Here is an 18,809-nt window from a genome sequence, read left to right as displayed (position 1 = left end):
CCTGGCAAGGGGCGCCGGGAGACGCGGGTGTCATCATGGACGGTGTTCACGGTGCCGCAGCGAAGTCACGGGGGTCGTGCGATGGGCAGTGAGAGCGGGGCTGTTGCCGGTGGTCTTGCCGAGACGATCGAGGCGTTGCGGGCCGAGTTGACGGCCGCGATGGCGCGTGGCAGCGGTGAACCGCTGCAGTTCGAACTCGGGCAGGTGGACGTCGAGTTGGCGCTCGCCATCACGCGCGAGGGGTCGGGCAGCGGCGGACTGAGCTTCGGAGTGGTGTCGTTCGGGGCGGCGGGAAAGGCCGCGTCGGAGACGACGCACCGGCTGTCCCTCACGCTCAACCCGGTGGCGGCGGGCAGGGAGGGTCCCGTGCGCGTGACCGCGGACGTCGACGGCGAGCCGCGCTGAGGAGGACCTGGACGTGCCGTTGACCGCTCAGCGTGTCGCGGAGGTGTTCAACCCCCGGGCCGGCGTGGTGGGTTCGGGGTGGTTCATCACGCCTCAGCTCGTGCTCACGGTGTGGCACGCGGCCGAGGGCACGACACCTGTCGACGAGGCCGCTCCCGGTGCCCCACCGCCTCGCCGCTCCCTGTCCCCGGCGGCGCTGGACGAGCTGGCCGACGGCCGCGAGCCGTGCCGGGTACGGGCGTTGGCGGACGCCTCCGCCGGGCGGCCGTTCCGGGACGCGGTGACGGTGTGGTGGCGGCCGGAGTGCGATGTGGCGCTGCTGTTGATCACCGAGGACGCCGACCGGGCGACGTCACCGGCCGGGTGGTCGACGACGTACTGGACTGATCTCGTCTCCGCCGACCCGGTCGAGGTCACCGCCGTCGGCTTCCCCGACCACGATGTGGTGGACAGGGTGCGCGAGTCCCGGCAGTTCGGCGGGGTGGTGCACCCGCTGTCGGGGGTGCGGTCCGGGCACTGGGTCATCTCGACCGGCGCGCTCGCGCGGCCGATGCCCGGCAGCGGCTGGGCGGGAATGTCGGGGGCCGCGCTGTTCGCCGGGGACCGGCTGGTGGGGCTCGTCACCGCCGACGCCGGTGGCGGTTCCGGACCCGTCGCCGAGCTGCGGGCCGTGCCCGCGCGGACGTTCGCGGACGATCCGCTGCTGGCGGAGTGGATCCGGTGGGCCGGCGGAACGGGCGCATGGGCGTACGGGCCGATCGAGCGGCCGGAGCAGGATCCGGGGCGGACCGGCTCCGGTGACGGCACGCGGCGCCAGGGCACGGACGGTCGCCGGAGCGCCTCACCGAAGCTGCCGGGCGCCAAGGGACGCTTCTGGCGCCGGGGCCACCGCCCGCTGCTGCCGCCCGAGTTGCTCGCCGCCGCTCCCGCGCCCGACGCGGTACGGGACCGTGGCGGTCTCACCTACCGGGCCGCCGAGCCCGGCGAACTCGCCCGCGTCTACACCCAGCAGCGGCTCGACACCACCGCCGACCGGGACGCCCAGGCCCCGGCCGGGCCTCTGCGGGTCACCGGGCAGCCGGTGTCCGTCGAGCGGCTCCTGGCCGATCCGACCGTCCGCCACATCGTCGTCACCGGGGAGGCGGGGGTCGGCAAGTCCAGCCTGCTGGAGTACGTGGAGGCCACGGCCTGGCGGTGGTGGCGGGGCGCGACGCGGGCGGACGGACCGGACGGGGCGCCGTTCGGGCCGCTGCTCCCGCTGCGGATCGCCGCGCGCGAGCTCGTGGGGCACGACTCGATCGCGTCGGCCGCGGGGCCGGGGGCGCGGGCACTGCTGGACGCGGGGCCGCCGGTGCCGGGCGCGCGGGTGCTGGTCATGGTGGACGCACTCGACGAGGTGACCGGGCCCGAGGACTGGCGGCAGGTCATGGAGGTCCTGCTCGCCGCGGCCCGGGAGAGCACGAGCGGGCCCGGCATGGAGCGCCGTCTGCTGCTGTCCGCGCGCAGCCTGCACGACAGCGCCTGGCGCGGCCTGGCCGGCGCCGGAGCCACGGAGTTCCGGTTGCAGCCGTTCACCGTCGAGCAGTTGCGCCGATTCGTGATGGCCCATCAGACGGGTGGCGCCGAACGGCTGTTGGACCCCGGGGTCCACGAGCGGGCCGCGGCGCGGGCGGCGGAGTTCCTGGCGTACGTACGGGGCAACGGCATGCTCGACCTGGTGCGGCTGCCCCTGCTCGCGCATCTCGCGGTCGGCCAGTACTTCGACCCGGCCGGCGAACCGCGCGTGCAGACCCGCAGGGTGGACCTGTACGCCCGCGCGGTGGCGGAGTTCCTCGGCCGCTTCCCGCAGCGGCAGAGCCCGTACGAACCCCATCTGCGGGACCGGATCGAGGAGTTGCTGGGCAGGCTGCGCGAGCGGCACGCGCGGGAGGCTCCGCGGCACGCCGCCGTCACCGTCGCGCTGCGCGGCTTCCTCGGCGACCTCGCCGACACGTATCTGCGGCACGGCACACCGATCGTCGGCGCCGCCACGGGACTGCTGGCCGATCCGGCCGAACCCGCGGACGGTGACCCGTACCGGCGTCGGGCGGTGACCGCGCTGCTCGAAGCCACCGGGGTGATCGTCGACATCCATACGGCTCATCCCCGTTTCCTGCACCGCACGTTCGCCGAGTACCTGGCCGCCGACCACCTCCGGGACCGCTACGGCACCGATCCCGCCACCTGGGGCGACGCCCTCTCCGACGCCGACACCAGGGTCGCCGCGCTGTTCGCCTTCGACCGTCATCCGCCCGACGTGCGGCGCGGGATCACGAGCGAGCTGGCCGCCGATCCCGAACGGGTCGAGCAGGCGGCGTCGCTGCTGGCGGAGGGCATGTGCGACGAGGACACCCGCGGCCGGATCCTCGAACTGCTGTGGCGCCGCACCGACGAGCAGGAGCGCGATACGGCCCCGGTCGTCCGGAACTGGCGCGGGACCCACTCCTCGCTCGCGCATCTGCCACAGCAGCAGCGCCGGCTGCACGACATGGCGACGGATCCCCGATCGGTGCCCGTGGACCGGATCAACGCGGCCGGGGCCCTGGCCGGTCACGACCCACGCGGCACGGACCTGCTGCGGACCTTCGCGCACGACGGCTCGTACCCCCTGGACCTGCGGATCGCCGCGGCGTGGTACCTGGCCCACATCGACCGGGAGGAGGGCTCGGAACTGCTCGCCCGGTTCGCGGACGACGCACCGTCCCGCCACTGCGCCGTGGCCGCCGCCCGGCTGGCCGACCACGACACCTCCGCGGGCACGTCCCGGCTGCGTGCCCTGGTCGCGGACCCGCGCTGTCCCGACGTGGCCAAGGTCGACGCGGCCATCGCGCTGTGCGCCCACGACCCTACGGCCGGGACCGACTGGCTACGGCGGTTCGCCGCCGACGGGCGGTTCTTCGCGGACAGCCGGGTGTACGCGGCCGACGCGCTCGCCTCGTCGGCCGAGGACGACGGCCGGACCCGGACCGAGGCGACGCTGCTCCTGGAGCGCATCGCCCGCGACGAACGGGTCGACGCCGGCTACCGCGTCGAGGCGGCGCACCGCCTCGCCCGCTACCGGGCCGACGCGGGCACGCTCCTCCTCCGCGACTTCGCCGAAGGCGCCCTGCACGGCCGCTACGGCTGCGACGCCGCGGTGCTTCTCGCGCAGCACGACCACGCGGAGGGGGCTCGCGCGCTGGACGCCATCGCCCGCGCCGCCGGCCAGGAACCCCGGCACCGGCTGCGCGCGGCACTTGAGCTCGCCCACTACGAACCGGCCGACGGGGAGGCCCGGTTGGCCGCGCTGGCCCGGGAGCCGGGCTGGGACGACGGCCCGCGCATCCGGGCCGCCGCGCTGCTCGCCGGACGCAACCGGGAGGCGGGGCTGCCTCTTCTGCGGTCGTACGCCGTCGAGTCGACCGGCGATGTCCGCGTGGTCGCCGCGCACGCCCTCGCGGACGTGGACCGTGAGGAGGGGCTGCGGCTGCTGCGGGAGCTGGCCGAGTCACCGGAAGCCGGCCGCTCCGTACAGGTCCGTGCGGCCAACGCCATGGGCGACTTCGACCCGCGGTTGAAGGACGCGACGCTGCGCAGGCTCGGGGTGGACATCAAGCCGGGCGGCTGGTTCTCCACCTGACAACCTGTTGGTTCTCCACCCGACAACGTGCTGGTTCTCCACGTTCCCCACGTGACAACACGCTGGCTCTCGCCGTGACACCTGCGACAAAATATGTCCGGACGGTGACCAGGGGTGGAAACTCACCAACGGGGAGGCGGCACACGGTGATTCCGCGCATCGACGGCGGTCCGGATCCGATCGGTATGGCGCGCAAGGTGGCGCGCAAGGGCGACTGGCGCACCCTGTGGTGGCTGATCCTCTCCCTGCCACTGCCCCAGGCAGTGGGCGCGGCGGCCCATCTGAAACGCCGCAAGTGGGACCCGCCGTCCGGCGCCGACGCCCGTTTGGCGGACGTGCTCACCGGGCTCCCGCCCAGGGAGGCGACCAGGCTCGGGGCGGAACTGTTCGACCGTACGACCCACAGGCTGTCCGACACGCTGGGCTTCGCCAGTCCGGTGGGCTTCTCGGTGCGTCATCCGGTCGTGGCGCTCGACCTCAGGGGCCGCGACGCGCACACCTCGCGCGTCGTCACCGTCGACCGGACGGGCGTGCGGTCGACACTGTACGAGGGGCCCGCGCAGCACTGGTCGCTGTGCGCCATCGACAGCGAAACGGTCGTGGCCCGGCGGGAGTTCGACAGCGGGGGCTACCGCGGCGACACGGAGGTCGTCGAGTACACACCCGGCCGGGAGGCCGTACTGGCCCAGGGCAGCGGCCTGTTGGACGCGGTGGTGGAGGCGACCGCGACGGGTTTCGTGATGGGCACGAAGCTGAACGGCGTCGCCTTCGCCCTCGCGGACGGCGAGCAGGAGCAGCTCAATCTGCGGGAGTTCGGCCTCCGGCGTGCCGACTTGTTCGCCGTCGACGCCACCGGCACCCGGATAGCCTTCGCGGACGACACCCGGATCCTCGTCACCGACAGCAGACTGCAGCCGATGCACGACATCGTCGTGGAGTCCCTGCGGCACGGCTCGATCAACGCGATCACCTTCACCGAGGACTCCATCGTCACGGCCGGCTACGACGGGGGCCTGTACCGCTGGCAGGTCATCGGCGGCCGTCTCCGCGGACTGCACGACGGCTGGCACTCGTCACCGCGTACGTTCTTCCGGCTCAACCCGGTGGCTCCGTGGAACCTCCTGGTGGCGGAGGGCGGCAACGTCAACTACCACTACGACCTCGCCACCCTCGAACGCTCCCCGGCCCCGCCCTTCCTGGTGCAGGCGGGGCCCGACAGCAAGGACGACGATCTGGCGCTCCCGCGCGCCGTCGGAAAGTTCGCGTCGTCGCCGTACGGACGGCTGGCGGTGTACGAGGGCATGCTCGCGCTTCCCACGAGGAACTCGTCGACGGACTTCTACTCGACGGTCGTCCAGGACCTGGAGCACCCGCTCAACCTGCTGATGAAACCGCTCTCCACCCTCACCGCCGCCGACGCCGACCGGGTCCGCCCGCACCTGGACGCGCCGTCCGGCACTCCGGACACGTACGCCCTCACCGCCACCGAGCGGTCCGTGCTGGCGGCGGCGGTCGAGGCGTGCGCGTGGGCGCCGAAGGTGACCGGCGGCTGACCTTGGCCTTCCGCCGGGTCCGCGGCTCGTTCGAGGCCCCGGCGCGGCGGGCCGCCGGTCAGTCGCGCGACCTGGGCACCTTCAGCGCGTCCCAGGTGACCTTGCCCGGGATGCCGTCCGCGTCCTTGCCCTTGAAGCCCCGTTTCTGCTGCCAGGCCGCGTAGGACTTGCGGTCGGCCTCGGTCCAGTCGGGGCTGGGGCCCTCCTCGTAGCGGCCGCAGCCCTCGGCGACCAGACGGCGGCCCATGGCCGTGATGACGGCGGACTTCTGGCCGATGTGGAAGAAGCCGCCGCCCGGGAAGGGCTCGTACGAGGGCTTGGGTGCGGGCTTCGGGTCGGGGGCGGGCTTGCCGCTGTCGCCCTTGCCGCGCAGCCGCTCGGCTATGCGCTTGCGCATACCGTCCATCGTGAAGCCGCGCGGGTCCGTCTTGCCCGGCTGCCACTCCTTGTGGCCGATGACGGAGCGCTCGGTCCAGCCGTGGGCGCGGCAGATGGCGGCGGAGACCTTCTCGATGGCCTCCTTCTGGGCCTCGGGCCAGGGGTCCTTGCCGTTGCCGAGGTTGATGCACTCGAAGCCGTAGAAGTGGCGGTTGCCGTCGGTGTCGGCCTCGTTGTCGGCCGGCAGCTTCGACTCGTTGATCACCGCGCGCAGGACGTCTCCGTCGCCGAGGCCCGCGTGGTTGGCGCGGCCGTTGCCGACCAGGTGGACCTGGCCCTTCTTGTCGATGACTCCGTGGCACAGGGGTCCGGGCAGGCCCGAGTAGCCGTCGTAGCAGATGTCGACGGAGGCGTCGGTGCCGGACGTGACGGTGTGGTGGATCATCACGCCGTTCATCGGACCCCAGGGGCCCTTCGAATTGCGGTTGTGGCGGCGCCAGTTGCGTACCTCGTGGACCGTCAGGCCCTCGGCGCGCAGGATCTCCACCAGCTTGGACGCGGTCAGGGGCTTCGCCATTACTTGTCTCCTTCCACGGCAGCCTCCGCCTCGGCGGTGGTCTGCGACCTCCCGCCGGAGGGGTCGGCCTCGGCCGCCTGTTCCTCCTGTCGCGCCCGGGTCTCCGCCGCGAGCGTCGCCTCGTCCGCCGCGGGGATGCTGCTGGCGAGCGGGCCGAAGGCGAGCCGCAGGTCCAGGGCCTCCCCCTCGCCCTTCACCAGGGCGAGCGGCGCGAAGTGGCGGGCGATACCGGCCGGGCCCCGGAGCAGCGGGCGGCGCGCCGGGTCGACCGGCCACTCGACACTGCCGGTGGCCGTACGGGCGGGGACGATCCAGTGGTCGCCGGTGCGGTACGTGCCGCCCTTGGCGAAGTAGACCTCGACGCCGTCCTCCAGGGGCAGCCACTCCCCCTCGGTGACCGGAACCGCCCCGCCCCGCAGGGTGGTTGACCGGCCCTTGCGCTTCGGGCCGTCGTGGTGGTCCCAGCGGCGCAGGAACGGGTGCAGGTGCGGCAGGCGTCCGACGCCGGGCTCCGGCTCGGCCGACAGGCGTACGCGGCGGCCGGGCAGGTCCAGTTCCTCGACCCTGAGCAGCGGGAGGGGTTCGAGGCGGGAGGCGTACGCGGTATCGGTGAACTCCACCCGGTCGCCGACGTCCAGGTCCAGCTTGTCGTCGTGGCCGAGGGACGCCAACTGGACCCAGGTTCCGTCGAGTTCGTCGACCGGGAAGACCACGGAGCCGTTCTCGCGGGACCACTTGAAGGTGGCGCCCTTCGACTCGTCCCCCTTGGCACCCTCGCCCGCCGCGCCGCCCTCGTGGACCTCCACGCGGTACAGCTGGTTCTCGGGGCCGCGGTAGCGGGAGTCCGGCTTGACCAGGCAGGGGTCCTCGTCGGCGTGGTCGGGCCGTTCGGCGCGGGCGGCGAGGCGGGCCGTGGGCGCGGCCTGCTTCTGCGCCCAGCGTGCGAAGGCGGCGCGGACGACCTCCTTGGACGGCTCGGTCTCCTCGGTCTCCAGCTCGTCGAGGGCCAGCGGCAGGACCTGCCAGACGACCTTGGCGCGGGCTGCGGTGTCCGGCATGGCCGCACCGAGCGCGACCTCTCGCAGCGTCGGGTCCTCGGCCGCGGTGACCGAGCGCTCCCACACCTGGAGGTAGACGACGAACGGGGCCTGGGCGGGCGAGGGCAGCCGGTCGCCGGGCTTCTCCGGGTCCCGGTATCCGTCGGGCTGGTCCCAGTAGGTCCAGTACACGGGCGGCCGCGCGGAGTCCTGCTCCTGCTCGTCGTCGCCCTCGTCCGGTACGGGGACGCCGGGGGCCGGGCGGTCGGCGTCGCACAGGATGCCGTCGACGTAGTAGCGGCCGCCGTGGATGTGCAGGGTGTCGATGTCGTGCCTGCCGCCGACGTACTCGATGCGGAAGCCGGCGGCGTCGCGCGGGCCGCCGTGCTGTCCGATCAGGTCGGCGGTGAGCGCGCGGGCCTGGTACAGCTGGATCGCGGTCTGTTCGTTGGCGTCGGCGTCGAGCTGGACACGGCCCTGCTGGGCGATGACCGCTGAGTAGTGCCGCTCCGGGCGGAACGTGGAGCGGGAGAGGTCTGCGTGCATGAAGGGGATCCCCCTGGTTCAGGAATTGCGTGCGGGTTCTGGGGCGCGTCGAGTGCGCGTGGGGCCGGGGGTCAGGTCACGAAGAAGATCCCCGCGTCCGTCCCCGCGGGCGTGTACTCCGCGAGCCGTGCCCGCAGGCTGTCCTCGCGCTGCGGCCGGTACAGGTCGTGGAAGGCGCCCAGTTCGGCCCCGTCCTCCGCGCCGCGCCGGAGCTCCTCGGCGCAGCGATCCGCCAACAGCCCGTACCAGGGCGTCCCGTAGCGCTGGGAGGTGAACAAGGGCCGTACGCGGGAGGCCTGTTCGGGGCCGACCAGGTCCGGCTGGCAGCGGTGGCGACGTGGCGTACGGGACCCGGTCGGCACGTACGAGAAGCGGATGCAGCCGATGCCTCGGCGGGCCACGTGGAGCCGTCCGGTGAAGACGGAGTTCTCGGCGATCCGGACCGCGTGGGTGTGGATCTCGCCGATCACGGTCGTCCGGTGCAGGTGCAGGACGGCGTGGGCGTGCCGGCAGTCGGGGGCGGAGAGTGCCTCGCGGTCGTCGGCGGTGGCGTCCAGGACGCTGTCGCGGATGTGGATGTCGAGGGGTTCCTCGGAGACCTCGTCGCCGATGACCTCGATCGTGCCGAGGATGCTGTGCTCGACCTGGAGGCACGCGGTGGTGCGTTCCAGGACGATGCTCGGCTCCTCGGGCGAGTGCGGATCGCACTCGGGCTCCAGGGACCAGCCGGGCACGAGCGTCGAATGGCGTACGACGACGGCGCCCATCGGGCCCGTGACGTTGATGCCGCGGCCCGCGACGAGCAGTCCGTCGAGGACGATCCGCGGCCGCTCGCCCGGGGCGCAGTCCGCCGACACCGCACGGATGTTGAGGGCGTCGGGGCGGTTGCTGTACCAGTCGAGCAGCCGGATCACCGGCCGGGTGCCCTCGGCCGCGCGCAGTTCGAGCCGGTCGCCCGGGTCGAGGTCGAAGTCCAGCTGCTCCTGGTAGGCGCCGCTGTGGGTGATCTCGATGATGCCCTCGGGACCGCAGCGCCCGGCCCGGCGGTCGTTCTGCCAGGCCCGGTAGGCGTCCATGATCTGCCGGTACGTCTCGCCGGGACCGACCCGGTAGAACTCGGCGTCCGGCCTGGCCTCACGGTCGCGTAGGTACTCGCCGCCGCCCGTGTCGGCGGCGAACGCGTAGTGGTGGTCGACCCAGACGCCCTTGCGGGGTGCGGTGCGGGCGCCGAAGGCTATCCGGCCCAGCTCCGGGTCGACGGCGACCTGGCCGCGCTTGGGCCGGTAGCGCCAGTCGGAGAGGTCGGCGACCACGATGTCGGAGGGCGGCACGGGCCGGTCCTCGCCGTCGCGGCGGATCACGAAGCTCTTGCCGGGGCCGTAGTAGTCGGCGAGGCGGTCGTGGAGCTGACGGCGGCGGATGAACGCCGGCACGTTGTCGATGGTCGCGATGTGGGTGGGCGACGGCTCCGGGACCGGCTTGGTGACCAGCGGGGTGTCGTTGCCGAGGATCGAGAAGGTGTAGAGGTTGCGGGCCCGGTCGATGCAGTACGCCGGTGTGGACGTCAGCGAGTACGCCTTCAGCCGCCATACGAAGAGTCCGACGCCCGCCGGGGCCCAACCCCCTTGCCGGCGACGGGAGTCGGCCCTGCGTACGTCGACCGAACGGGCCACCGCGCCGAAGGGGCCGCCCGCCAGGTCGAGCGCCGAGCTGTCCCTGAGGTCGACCGTGCGGCCGCGTGTACCGCGCTCTGCGCCACCGGTCCCGTACAGCTTCACGGGCTGCTGGTGGGAGACGTGGCGGGAGAGTTCGACGGCGCGTGCGGGCCAGTCGGCCACTCGCTCGGAGAGTTCTTCGAGGAGGTGGAGGGTGCCCTTGCGGCGGCGGTTGGCGACGGTCGCGGCGACATCGCGGCGCGGTGCGACGGCCTCGGTGAGCGCGGCCGAACTCCCGCCCCGCAGACCGGTGGTGAGGACACGCTCGTAGCCCGGCAGCGTGCGGTAGCCGACGAGGTCGCCGAGGTACGGCAGCACCCAGGGGGCCGCCGTCTCGACGAACAGGTCCTCGTAGCCCTGCTCGACTCCGTCGCGTACGAGGTCGAGTTGCTCGGCCATGACGGCGAGCAGGGCGCGCAGCGGTTCGCCCTCCTGGGCGTCGCGCAGCCGGTGCCACTGGGGCAGCAGCTCGGCGAGTCCGTCCGGTTCCCTGGACATCACACGGCCTCCGTCTCGAACTGGACGTCCGGGGACATCACTTGACCTCCGTCAGAATCAGGGTGTCCGCGGCCTTCGGCGACAGCAGTGCGAGCTGGGCCGGGCGGATGCCGCGGAAGACGTACACCGAACGGCCCTTCGCCAGGCGGCGGGTGTCGGTGATGTCGGGGTTCAGGCGCAGGAGTTCGGCGAGCGGGACGCCGTGGCGGGCGCATATCGCCGACAGGGTTTCCCCGTCCGTCGCGCGGACGATGTGGACCTTCTCGTCGTACGTGGCTCCGCGCGCCGGGACCGACGCCTTCGGCAGGCCCGGGTTCGCGAGAAGTCTGCTGAGCTCCTCCGCGGTCGCGGAGGCGGGGACGCCGGTGAAGACGTCGACGTCCACGTAGTCGACGCCGGGCACCTGGTGGGCCGTGGCCAGGATGTCGGAGAGACGAGCGGGCTGGCCCAACTCCCTTCCCTCGTAGCCGAGTCGGCGCAGCAGGGCCTGACGCAGGCGGGGTTCGACGACCTGCCAGCTGTGGTCGGGCGCCACCTTCACCTTCGCGGCGACGAGAAGCGCGACGAGTTCGCGGACGTCCACGCGGACCGGGAGGTTCGGGTCGCCGTACTCGGTGAGTGCGCCGCGCAGTGCGCGCAACAGGTCCGAGTCCTCGGCGATCGGCACGTCGTCCGTGCCCGCGACCGTCACGTGCAGCACGCGCCGCCGTCCGTCGAAGAGTTCGCGTGCGGCGGCCCGGCCGATGCCGGCCCGGGAGCGGGCGAAGTCCTCGTAGTCGGTCTCCGAGACCAGGCGGTCCAGGGCCGAGACGGCCAGCGGGACCGTGCGCCGGGTCAGTCCGGGGCCGTCGGCGTCGGCGCCGCCCGTGGCGGAGCGCGGGTTGGTGACCGCGGTGACGCCGAGGGGCCGGGTGAGGGCCTGGGTGATGCGGCCGGCCGCCACGTTGGCCGCCCGGCCCGTGCCGAAGCGGTAGCGGGCGCGGACGTTCTCGTGGCCGCTGGGCAGGCGGGCGCCGTGGACGCCGTCACCGAAGGTCACGGTGGTGCGGCCGTCGGCGGTGGTCCCGGTGATGTAGACCCGCTCGCGGGGGCCGCGCCCGGCGAGGCTGTCGACCTCGTGCCAGAGCACTCCGTCGACCCTCACCTCCAGGACGGGGGTGGCGCCGAGGGGGTTGTCGTCGGCGAGCCAGGTCAGCGGGGACTGCCAGAGCGCGAACGTCTGGTTCGTACGGTCCGAGTCGCCGCTGCCGATCGGCTCGTCCCGGCCCTCGCCGTGGGTCGCCTCGACCACGTTGCCGAGGATCCGCACGGTCTCGCGGCGGTAGCGGTACGCGAGGTCGGCGGTGAGCGTCAGCTTCGTGTGGACGTGGTCGCCCGGGAGTTGGGGATCGACCGCGGGGTCGGCGGCCGCGATGGTGACGACCTCCGTGGCCTGCACGGCTGCCACGCCGGGGATGTCGCTGCGCTCACCCGCGACGATCAGGGTGCGGCCCGGCCTCAACCCGTCGTACAGCTCGGCGAGTTCGATCTCGTTGCCGTGCACGTCCTCTCCGAGCGGCTCGTCGGCCAGACGCAGCGGTTCGCCGTCCGCGTGGACGGTCGTGTCGCGGATGTGCGAGAGAAGGACGTCGAACTCGTCCAACCACGCTTCGGCCAGGACGAGTTCGGTGCCCCGTCCGGTGATTCCGTAGTTGGTGTACGCGGCGGTGCGCTTGGCCACGACCTTCGTGGTGACGAACGCGAGCTTCTTGTCGCCCGGGACGCCTCCCTCGGCTCCCTTGCCCGGCCGCTGGATCGCGACCCAGCTGCCGACCGTGATGCCGTCGTGCACCCGGTCCAGTTGCAGGACCTGGCGGTTGGTGGGTTCCGGCTTCGAGGCGATGACCACCTCCACGTTCGGCGCGGCGCTGCCCACGGTGTACGTGAGACTCACCTCGTACTCGCCGTGCGTGAACCGCTCCGGGACGCCCGGCCGGAGGGCGACCTGCTCGGACGTGCCGTTGTGCAGGCCCACGTGGACCAGGCCGTCGTCGTCCGGGCGTGACACGAAGAGGGTGCGGTTGGGCAGGCCCTCGCGGAGGACCGCGGTGACACCTGGCTCCTGCGAGTCGGTGGGGCGTCGGTTGAGCCAGCTCAGTTCGCGGTCCTGGCCCGCGCGGGTGGACAGGTCCACCTCGCCCGCGCCGAGGCGGAAGGTGACCGGCACCGCGACCGGCAGGTTCTCCGCGCGCTGGTCGGAGCTGCTGCCCTCGACGTACTGGAACTCCGCGCGCACCGGGACCTTTCCCGCGGTGTCGAACACGACGCGCATGCTGACCAGGGCGGCGCCGGTGAGGGGCCAGTCCGCGGTGCGGATGACCCGGCCCCGGTCGTCCTGGACCGGCTTGAGCGGCGCCATGGCTCCGAAGGGGGCCGTGGTCACGCGCATCGCGAGGAGTTCCCGCAGGAGCGCCGGGGTGCCGGGGGCGGCGGCCGTGCGCCAGGCCGGGTAGAGGCCGGCCAGCCCCGGGTTCAGGGCCGAGAGCAGCCGGGCCGTGTCCGCGCCCGGGCGGCGGGGCTGTTCGGCGCCGGTGGTCGGTGCCGGGGCCTTGCCGCGGAGGGCGGGCAGGACGGAGCCGAGGGTTTGGAGGGCGGCTTCGCGGTGGCCCAGGGGGGTCGGGGCGGCGGAGGCCGTCGGCCTCGGGGCGGCCGCTGATGCCGGGCCCTGGCCGATGGCTCCCGCCGGGCCCTGGCCGCCCGAAGCCGCCGTCGAGGCCTGCTCGTCCGTCGGCGGCACCGGCTGCGAGGGCGCCAACTCCATGGCGCGCTCGGCCAGTTCGGCGAGAACGGCTTCCAGCTGTTCGAACCACGCCGCGACATCCTCGTACGGCGTCGCGAGAACCTGTGCCTCACCGAGGCGCGCCACGGGCTCGGCGAGACGGGCCGCGAGGCTCTCCGGGGTGTTGATCCCGTCGAGGTCGGCACGCAGCGGGGCGAGGACCTGGTCGTCGAAGTCCTCGATCAGGCGGCTGACCGGGCGCGGGTTGGGGACCTCCGGAGTGGGCGGTTCGTCGCCGGGGTCGCCCGGTGCCTCGGGCTCGGAGGTCCAGCGCCGTACCTCGTCGACGAGTTCCCGGAGCGTGGGAGGGGCCGACTGGGCCAGTCCGATCGCGGTGATCTCGTCGTCCCGGTCGATCCGCACCTTGGCGACGGGCAGCAACTTCGGCTCGGAGGCCGCCTGTTCGCCGAAGACGAAGAGCAACTGGTCGCCGGTCTGGAGGGAGTTGGCGGTGCCCTCGACGAAGAGCTCGGAGCGGCGCTCCAGGTCCGCCGGGGTGACGAGGGAGGGGCGGCGGCGCCGGACCTTCAGCTCGTTCCAGTCCCAGCGGGCCGTCAGGTCACGGCTCGTCTCGAAGGTCTGCGAGTCCTCGTCGGCCGACGCGGGCACGCTGTGGCTCCGCGCCCCGCGCGGGATCACCACGGGCAGGGTCTCGGCGCGCGGATCGCGTTCGAGGCTGTACGCGAGATGGGTGGAGGCGGCGACGCCGGGCCGCGGCCGGTGGCCGACCAGTCGGCCGAGCAGCGCGAGCGAGCGGTGCTCGTTGGCCGTCCGCAGATAGGCCTCGTCGGCGATCCGCTCGGAGTGGAAGGTGAGCAGGTCGCCGAGGACGGCCGTGGCGTCGAGCAGGCCGATCGCCGGGTCGTCGGGAGTGCGGACCGTGAGCCCCTTCAGGGCCGGGTACGCGGGTGAGGCGAGCCGGTCGAGCTGGGCGGCCAGGAAGGAGCCGTAGTCGCCGACGCGGTAGTCGAGGGCCGTGCGGCCTGGCGGGTTGTGGAGCGGGGCGGGGGCGAGGCGCTCGTCGTGGCCGCCGCAGTCGCACGTACCGCCGCCACCGCATGCAGCGCCGCCGGACACGCCGTCGCCGCATGCGCCGCCGCAGGTGCAGTCGTCGCTCATCGGGCACCTCCGAGGGATATCGCAAGGCGGCCGTTCTCCGGCCGGTCGGGGTCGTTGTCGCAGGTGGCGATCTCCAGCGGGCCGAGCCGCAGCACGCCGTCCTCCCTCTCTCCTCGGTCCTCGTGGAACAGCCTTCGAAGCCGCGTGACATGGACACTCTCGACACCGGGCACCGCGGCCGCGACGGCGACCAGACGGCTGAGCCGGACCGGTTCGCCGAACGTCAGCGCGTCCGGGTGGAAGAAGCCGAGCCGTCCGCCCGGGAGGCGGCCGCTGCCGAGTACGCGGTACAGCTCGGCCAGGATCTGCCCGTGCTGGTGTCCGGGCCTGGCGCACACCTTCAGCTCGATGTCGAGCGGCACGAGGCGGGCAGGGCCGACCACGAGGTCGTGGCCGATGCGCCGACAGGCCTCCAGGGCCTGGGCCACCTCGGCGAGCAACGCCTCCGAGGGGGCGCCGGTGCCGTACGGGTCGACGGCGATGTGGGCCTCCTGGACACTGCCGGTCCAGCGGATCGCGGCGGCGGCGCGCTGCACCCCGGGCAGGGAGGAGGCGAGGGCCGCGTAGTCCTCGGCGGTGACCGCGCGCAGACGGGTGCGGCGCAGGTCGAGTGGAGCCAACTGGCGCACCTGCTCGACCGGTTCGGGCTCCGTGCCGCCCACGGCGGGCAGTGGGTTGCGTACGCCGGCCACGGGCGGTTCCTCGCGGTCGCCACCGCCACTGTCATCGCACAGGACGAGGTGGTTGATGGCCTCCGCGCCGACGTTGCCGGCGGTGCCCCCGCCGAGCCGGTAGCGGAGTTCGAGGCGGGAGCCGGGGGTGGGGCGGGCGCCGTGCCGGCCGTCGCCGAAGCGCAGGGTGAGGCGTCCGTCGTCCTCCAGTTCGCCGACGAAGTGCCGGTCGCGGGGCGTGCTGTCGAGCAGGTCGCGGCGCGGCTCCCATGTCACGTCACCGCCGCCGTCGCCACTGTCGTGGAGACGTACGGCGGGCAGCGCCTGGCGCGGGTCGTGGCGGAGCGCCGCCGAGGCGGGTCCGCGCAGCACGAGCTCGTCCGGGTGCAGTCCGGCCGCGTACGCCGGTCCCCAACTGAGCGCGATCTCCCAGGCGATGTGCCCGTCGAGGACCGTGCCCGCGCGGGCCCGTGCCGTGAGCACCTCGACGCGGCGCAGCTTCGCGTCGAGCAACTGGTCGCTGCGGAAGAGGAGTTCGCGCAGGGCGCGGACCGGGTGGAGGTGGAGTTCGAGGTGCTCCAGGGTCTTCAGGCCGTAGATGACGGTGAGTTCGGCGATCTCCTGCTCGCCGAGCCCGTCGCGGTCGCGGGCACTGCGCCACAGGTCGACGAGCCGTTGCCTGACCCGCCCGGGGATGGCGGCGATCCGCTCGGCCTGGCCGAGGGCGACGGTCCGCAGGTCCGGGAAGGGCACTGCCTGTGCCACGGGCGAGCGGCCGAGGACCGGCCGGAAGCGGGGTGCGATACCGGGGTACACGGACTGGGCGAGCAGGGTCCTGAGGGCAGCGACCTGCGCGTATGCCGTACCCGGCACCACCCTTTCCTGCCGCTGCCCGGCGAGTTCCAGGCCGAGTCCGGCGCGTACGGTCGCGACCTCGCCGACGACGTCGAACAGCTCTCGGACGTCGTCCGGGGTGAGCGGGTCGCCGCAATCGGCCTTCTCCGTGAGGGAGCTGATGAGCCGGGCGGGCGCGTTGCCCTCGTCGCGGTCCCGGCAGCCGAAGTCCGGGGGATCGCAGGAGCCGACGACGGCGGGTACGGGCGGCACGGTCACCGTCTCCGGCAGGCCGTCTCCGCACCAGTTCAGGGAGCGGCCGTGGTCGACGAGGACGACGTTGCCGCGTGCGAGCGTCACGTCCTCGACGGGCTCGCAGTCGCGTCCGCCGCGCGTGGCGAGGCAGAACGGGAAGCGGAGCGCGTCCCCCGCGGACCAGGTGACCTCCAGGACCGGCTGGTCCTCGATCCGGTCGACAGCAGGGGTGACGGAGGTCAGGCGCACGACCTGCCGGTGGGCGGGATCGGCATCGCCCGGGGTGCCGGTGCGCGGGCCCTTCACCTCCTCCAGTACGAGCAAGTCGCCCGGCTTCAGATCGAGTCGGCGCTCCTCACACGTCTCGGCGTCGCGCCACTCGTCGCGCAGGGTCGCGGCGGTCGCTCCCTTCGGCAGGGAGGACACCTCGCCGCCCCAGGTCCACAGACGGATCGCGTTGTGGGCGGCCCGCAGCTCCAACGGGTCGGCGGACACGACCGGTTCGAAGACCTCCACCGAGCCGCGCTCGTCGAGTTCGGCGAGGTCCCCGTCGTCGATGACCGTGCCGGGCTCGGGACGGTCGTGCGGGTCGAGGGTGCGTACGTCGACGGAGGCGAAGCGGTACGTGCCCGGCGGCAGCGTGTGCTCGCCGGCGGTCTGCACGGTCACGTACGCACGGGAGTTGGAGCCGTCGTGCATCGCGTAGTCGATGAGCCGGACATGACGGCGTACGGAGACGCGGCGGCGCGCGGTGTCGAGGTACGCCTCCGTGGCGACCGCGTCCTGGTGGTAGCTGATCTGGTCGCCGGTGTACGCGAGCAGTTCGACGAGCGTGGTGCCCAGGTCGGCGGGGTTGCGCTCGATCCAGTCGGGGGTGGTGAGCGCGAGCCGGTCGAGGAGCAGCTTGCGGATGGTCTCGTAGTCGCGCGCGGTGTAGTCGACGACGGGCGCCTCGGGGAACTCCCGTGTCCCGTGGGGCTCTTCGGCGCAGTCGAAGGGCGTCGGGCAGTCGGGCCGGAAGGCGAAGGCCGCGCTGTGATAGCGCTGGTCGAAGCCTCGGTACGGCTCGGCCCCGGGGCGGCCGTACGGGTCGGTCTCCACCAGGGAGAGCCGGTAGCGGGAGGTGTCGCCGGCCCTGTCGAGGGTGACGTACAGCCGGTCGTCGAGTTCGGGGTCCTCCTCGCGCTCGACGCTCACGTCGACAGCCTGAATGCCGGTGATGCGGCGGCCGCCGTCGATGCGTACGTTCTCGGCGCACAGGCCGTGCGGGGCCTTGCCGAGGAAGGTGACGGTGAGCGTGAGGCCGTCGTCGCCGACCTCGACCGCGTCGACTCCGTTGAGCTGGGCGGCCCTTACCTTCGCACGCCGGGAGGTGGTGGCACTCGTGGCCGTCATGCCGCGGCCCTCCCTTCGAAGACGTCGTCGCGGCGCGTCCCGGTGGAGCGCACGGCGTACGAGAGATGCACGCGGACGACGTTGTCCTCGCTGACCACGTCGAGGTCCTCCACGTCGATGAGGTCGCCGAGCCAGCGCTGCAAGGAGGCCTGCACGGAGAGTTCGAGGGTGCTGGTGAGTTCGGGGCTGTTGGGTGCGAACACGAGGTCGAGCAGTCCGCAGCCGAAGTCGGGGCGCATCACGCGCTCGCCGGGGCTGGTGAACAGCACCTGCTCGATCAGGTCGCGGACGTGCTCGTCGTGGCGGGCGTGCGCGGTGCGACCACGGCGGTCGGCCCGGAAGGGGAACGCGATGTCGCTGCGGGGGCGGGTGCGTGGGCTCATCGGACGGCCACCTTTCGGCGCCCGGCCTGGACGACCGGCGGACCCTGCGGCACGAAGGCCGCCGTGAAGCACTCGGCCGCGGAGGTGTCGAGCAGCACGGACGCACCGTCGACCGTGACGCCGGAGCCGCCGGCCGTCCAGCGGACGGAGACGCACGGGACGGGCACTCCGTCGACGGTGTGCGGGCAGCCGGTGACGACGTACCCGTGCTCGGCCGTGGCGACGGGCATGCCGTCCATGAGCACGGCGGAGGTGGATGTGGTGGCGGTGGTGGCGCGGCCGCCGTGCGGGCAGCTGATCACGGCACCGGTGCCGAGCAGACCGCCGGATGCCCCTGTTGCGCTGGACACTTGATTCGTCCCCCGTCTTCCTATCGCTTCGAGAGCACGGTCAACTGGCCCTCGTTGATCGTCACTTGGTTGCCGCGCAGCAGGACCTCGGCGCCGGCGCCGGTCGCGATGACCACGGCTTCCTTGGTGATGCGGATGTAGGCGCCGCCCTGGGCCTGGAGCAGGATTCCCTGGTCCGCGCCCGGCGGATCGCTCATCACGATCTTGTGCGCCCCGGGCGTCTGCACCACGACCGGCTTGGCCTGCGAGGCCGGCTGGACGAGGCGGCGCGCGTCCGGCGGCAGCTCGCTCTGCTCGCCGTACCAGCACCCCGTCCACACGGGGAAGCTGGGATCGCCCTGCTCGAACTCGACCCACACACCCGCTCCCGGCGGCGGCACCACGAACTGCCCCGCCTCCGGCCCGGTGAACGGCAGGCAGGGCAGCGCCCAGGTCGACGGCTCGTCGCCAAGAACGTCCGGGACCTCGACGGTGATCCGCCCGATGTGCAGCGGGTCGTTGTTGTCGATCACCCGGCCGCGGAACTTGCCGAGGTAGCGATTGCTGGGTGCCGCCATGCTGAACTGCTCCTGCTCTGTGGGGTGTTGCTGGGTGGTGCACGTTTGGATTTGCTGGGT

11 protein-coding genes are annotated in these 18,809 nt (G+C 73.1%); 3 read left to right on the top strand and 8 right to left on the bottom strand.

Annotated features, from left to right (window positions below; translation table 11 throughout):
- Positions 1-81: 81 nt before the first annotated feature.
- The 3 genes from OG718_RS41730 (at position 82) to OG718_RS41720 (ending at position 5,616) form a co-directional block, all read left to right on the top strand.
- Positions 82-405 (top strand): trypco2 family protein, encoded by a 324-nt coding sequence (locus OG718_RS41730; protein WP_143635719.1) that lies wholly within the window; start codon positions 82-84, stop codon positions 403-405.
- Positions 406-418: 13 nt separating this feature from the next.
- The gene (locus OG718_RS41725) at positions 419-4,063 is read left to right on the top strand and encodes an NACHT domain-containing protein (RefSeq protein ID WP_328846632.1); all 3,645 of its coding nucleotides are present in this window, start codon (positions 419-421) and stop codon (positions 4,061-4,063) included.
- A 146-nt stretch (positions 4,064-4,209) separates the two neighbouring features.
- Positions 4,210-5,616 (top strand): hypothetical protein, encoded by a 1,407-nt coding sequence (locus tag OG718_RS41720; RefSeq protein WP_328846631.1) that lies wholly within the window; start codon positions 4,210-4,212, stop codon positions 5,614-5,616.
- Between the two features lie 58 nt (positions 5,617-5,674).
- Here the strand turns inward: OG718_RS41720 and OG718_RS41715 are convergent, their stop codons facing one another.
- From OG718_RS41715 to OG718_RS41680, 8 genes are all read right to left on the bottom strand, one after another.
- Positions 5,675-6,571, bottom strand: a complete 897-nt coding sequence (locus tag OG718_RS41715; RefSeq protein ID WP_143635725.1) for a peptidoglycan-binding protein — start codon at positions 6,569-6,571, stop codon at positions 5,675-5,677.
- Positions 6,571-8,154 carry a DUF6519 domain-containing protein gene (locus tag OG718_RS41710; protein ID WP_328846630.1) on the bottom strand — a complete coding sequence of 528 codons (1,584 nt, stop codon included), beginning with the start codon at positions 8,152-8,154 and terminating at the stop codon, positions 6,571-6,573. Before OG718_RS41710 ends, OG718_RS41715 begins: the two co-directional genes overlap by 1 nt.
- A 71-nt stretch (positions 8,155-8,225) precedes the next feature.
- On the bottom strand, positions 8,226-10,367 hold the full coding sequence (locus OG718_RS41705; protein ID WP_328846629.1) for a hypothetical protein: 2,142 nt from the start codon (positions 10,365-10,367) through the stop codon (positions 8,226-8,228).
- 37 nt (positions 10,368-10,404) lie between these two features.
- Positions 10,405-14,304: a putative baseplate assembly protein gene (locus OG718_RS41700; protein WP_328846628.1), complete on the bottom strand. Its 3,900-nt coding sequence runs from the start codon at positions 14,302-14,304 to the stop codon at positions 10,405-10,407.
- Positions 14,301-17,459, bottom strand: a complete 3,159-nt coding sequence (locus OG718_RS41695) for a putative baseplate assembly protein (protein WP_328846627.1) — start codon at positions 17,457-17,459, stop codon at positions 14,301-14,303. The genes OG718_RS41700 and OG718_RS41695 overlap by 4 nt, the downstream gene beginning before the upstream one ends.
- The gene (locus OG718_RS41690; protein WP_143635734.1) at positions 17,456-17,842 is read right to left on the bottom strand and encodes a GPW/gp25 family protein; all 387 of its coding nucleotides are present in this window, start codon (positions 17,840-17,842) and stop codon (positions 17,456-17,458) included. Before OG718_RS41690 ends, OG718_RS41695 begins: the two co-directional genes overlap by 4 nt.
- A complete protein-coding gene (locus OG718_RS41685; RefSeq protein WP_143635736.1) occupies positions 17,839-18,192 on the bottom strand; it encodes a hypothetical protein in 354 nt (117 codons plus the stop codon). Before OG718_RS41685 ends, OG718_RS41690 begins: the two co-directional genes overlap by 4 nt.
- Positions 18,193-18,212: 20 nt before the next feature.
- Positions 18,213-18,749, bottom strand: a complete 537-nt coding sequence (locus OG718_RS41680; protein ID WP_143635737.1) for a phage baseplate assembly protein V — start codon at positions 18,747-18,749, stop codon at positions 18,213-18,215.
- Positions 18,750-18,809: the final 60 nt, after the last annotated feature.

Source organism: Streptomyces sp. NBC_00258 (assembly GCF_036182465.1).
Classification (GTDB): domain Bacteria; phylum Actinomycetota; class Actinomycetes; order Streptomycetales; family Streptomycetaceae; genus Streptomyces.
Note: the sequence above shows the minus strand (reverse complement) of the source record. Positions and strands in the feature narration are given on the sequence as shown.

Coding starts and splice junctions, on each gene's coding strand:
- OG718_RS41730 (WP_143635719.1), top strand. CDS start 82: ATGGGCAGTGAGAGCGGGGCTGTTGCCGGTGGTCTTGCCGAGACGATC.
- OG718_RS41715 (WP_143635725.1), bottom strand. CDS start 6,571: ATGGCGAAGCCCCTGACCGCGTCCAAGCTGGTGGAGATCCTGCGCGCC.
- OG718_RS41710 (WP_328846630.1), bottom strand. CDS start 8,154: ATGCACGCAGACCTCTCCCGCTCCACGTTCCGCCCGGAGCGGCACTAC.
- OG718_RS41705 (WP_328846629.1), bottom strand. CDS start 10,367: ATGTCCAGGGAACCGGACGGACTCGCCGAGCTGCTGCCCCAGTGGCAC.
- OG718_RS41700 (WP_328846628.1), bottom strand. CDS start 14,304: ATGAGCGACGACTGCACCTGCGGCGGCGCATGCGGCGACGGCGTGTCC.
- OG718_RS41695 (WP_328846627.1), bottom strand. CDS start 17,459: ATGACGGCCACGAGTGCCACCACCTCCCGGCGTGCGAAGGTAAGGGCC.
- OG718_RS41690 (WP_143635734.1), bottom strand. CDS start 17,842: ATGAGCCCACGCACCCGCCCCCGCAGCGACATCGCGTTCCCCTTCCGG.
- OG718_RS41680 (WP_143635737.1), bottom strand. CDS start 18,749: ATGGCGGCACCCAGCAATCGCTACCTCGGCAAGTTCCGCGGCCGGGTG.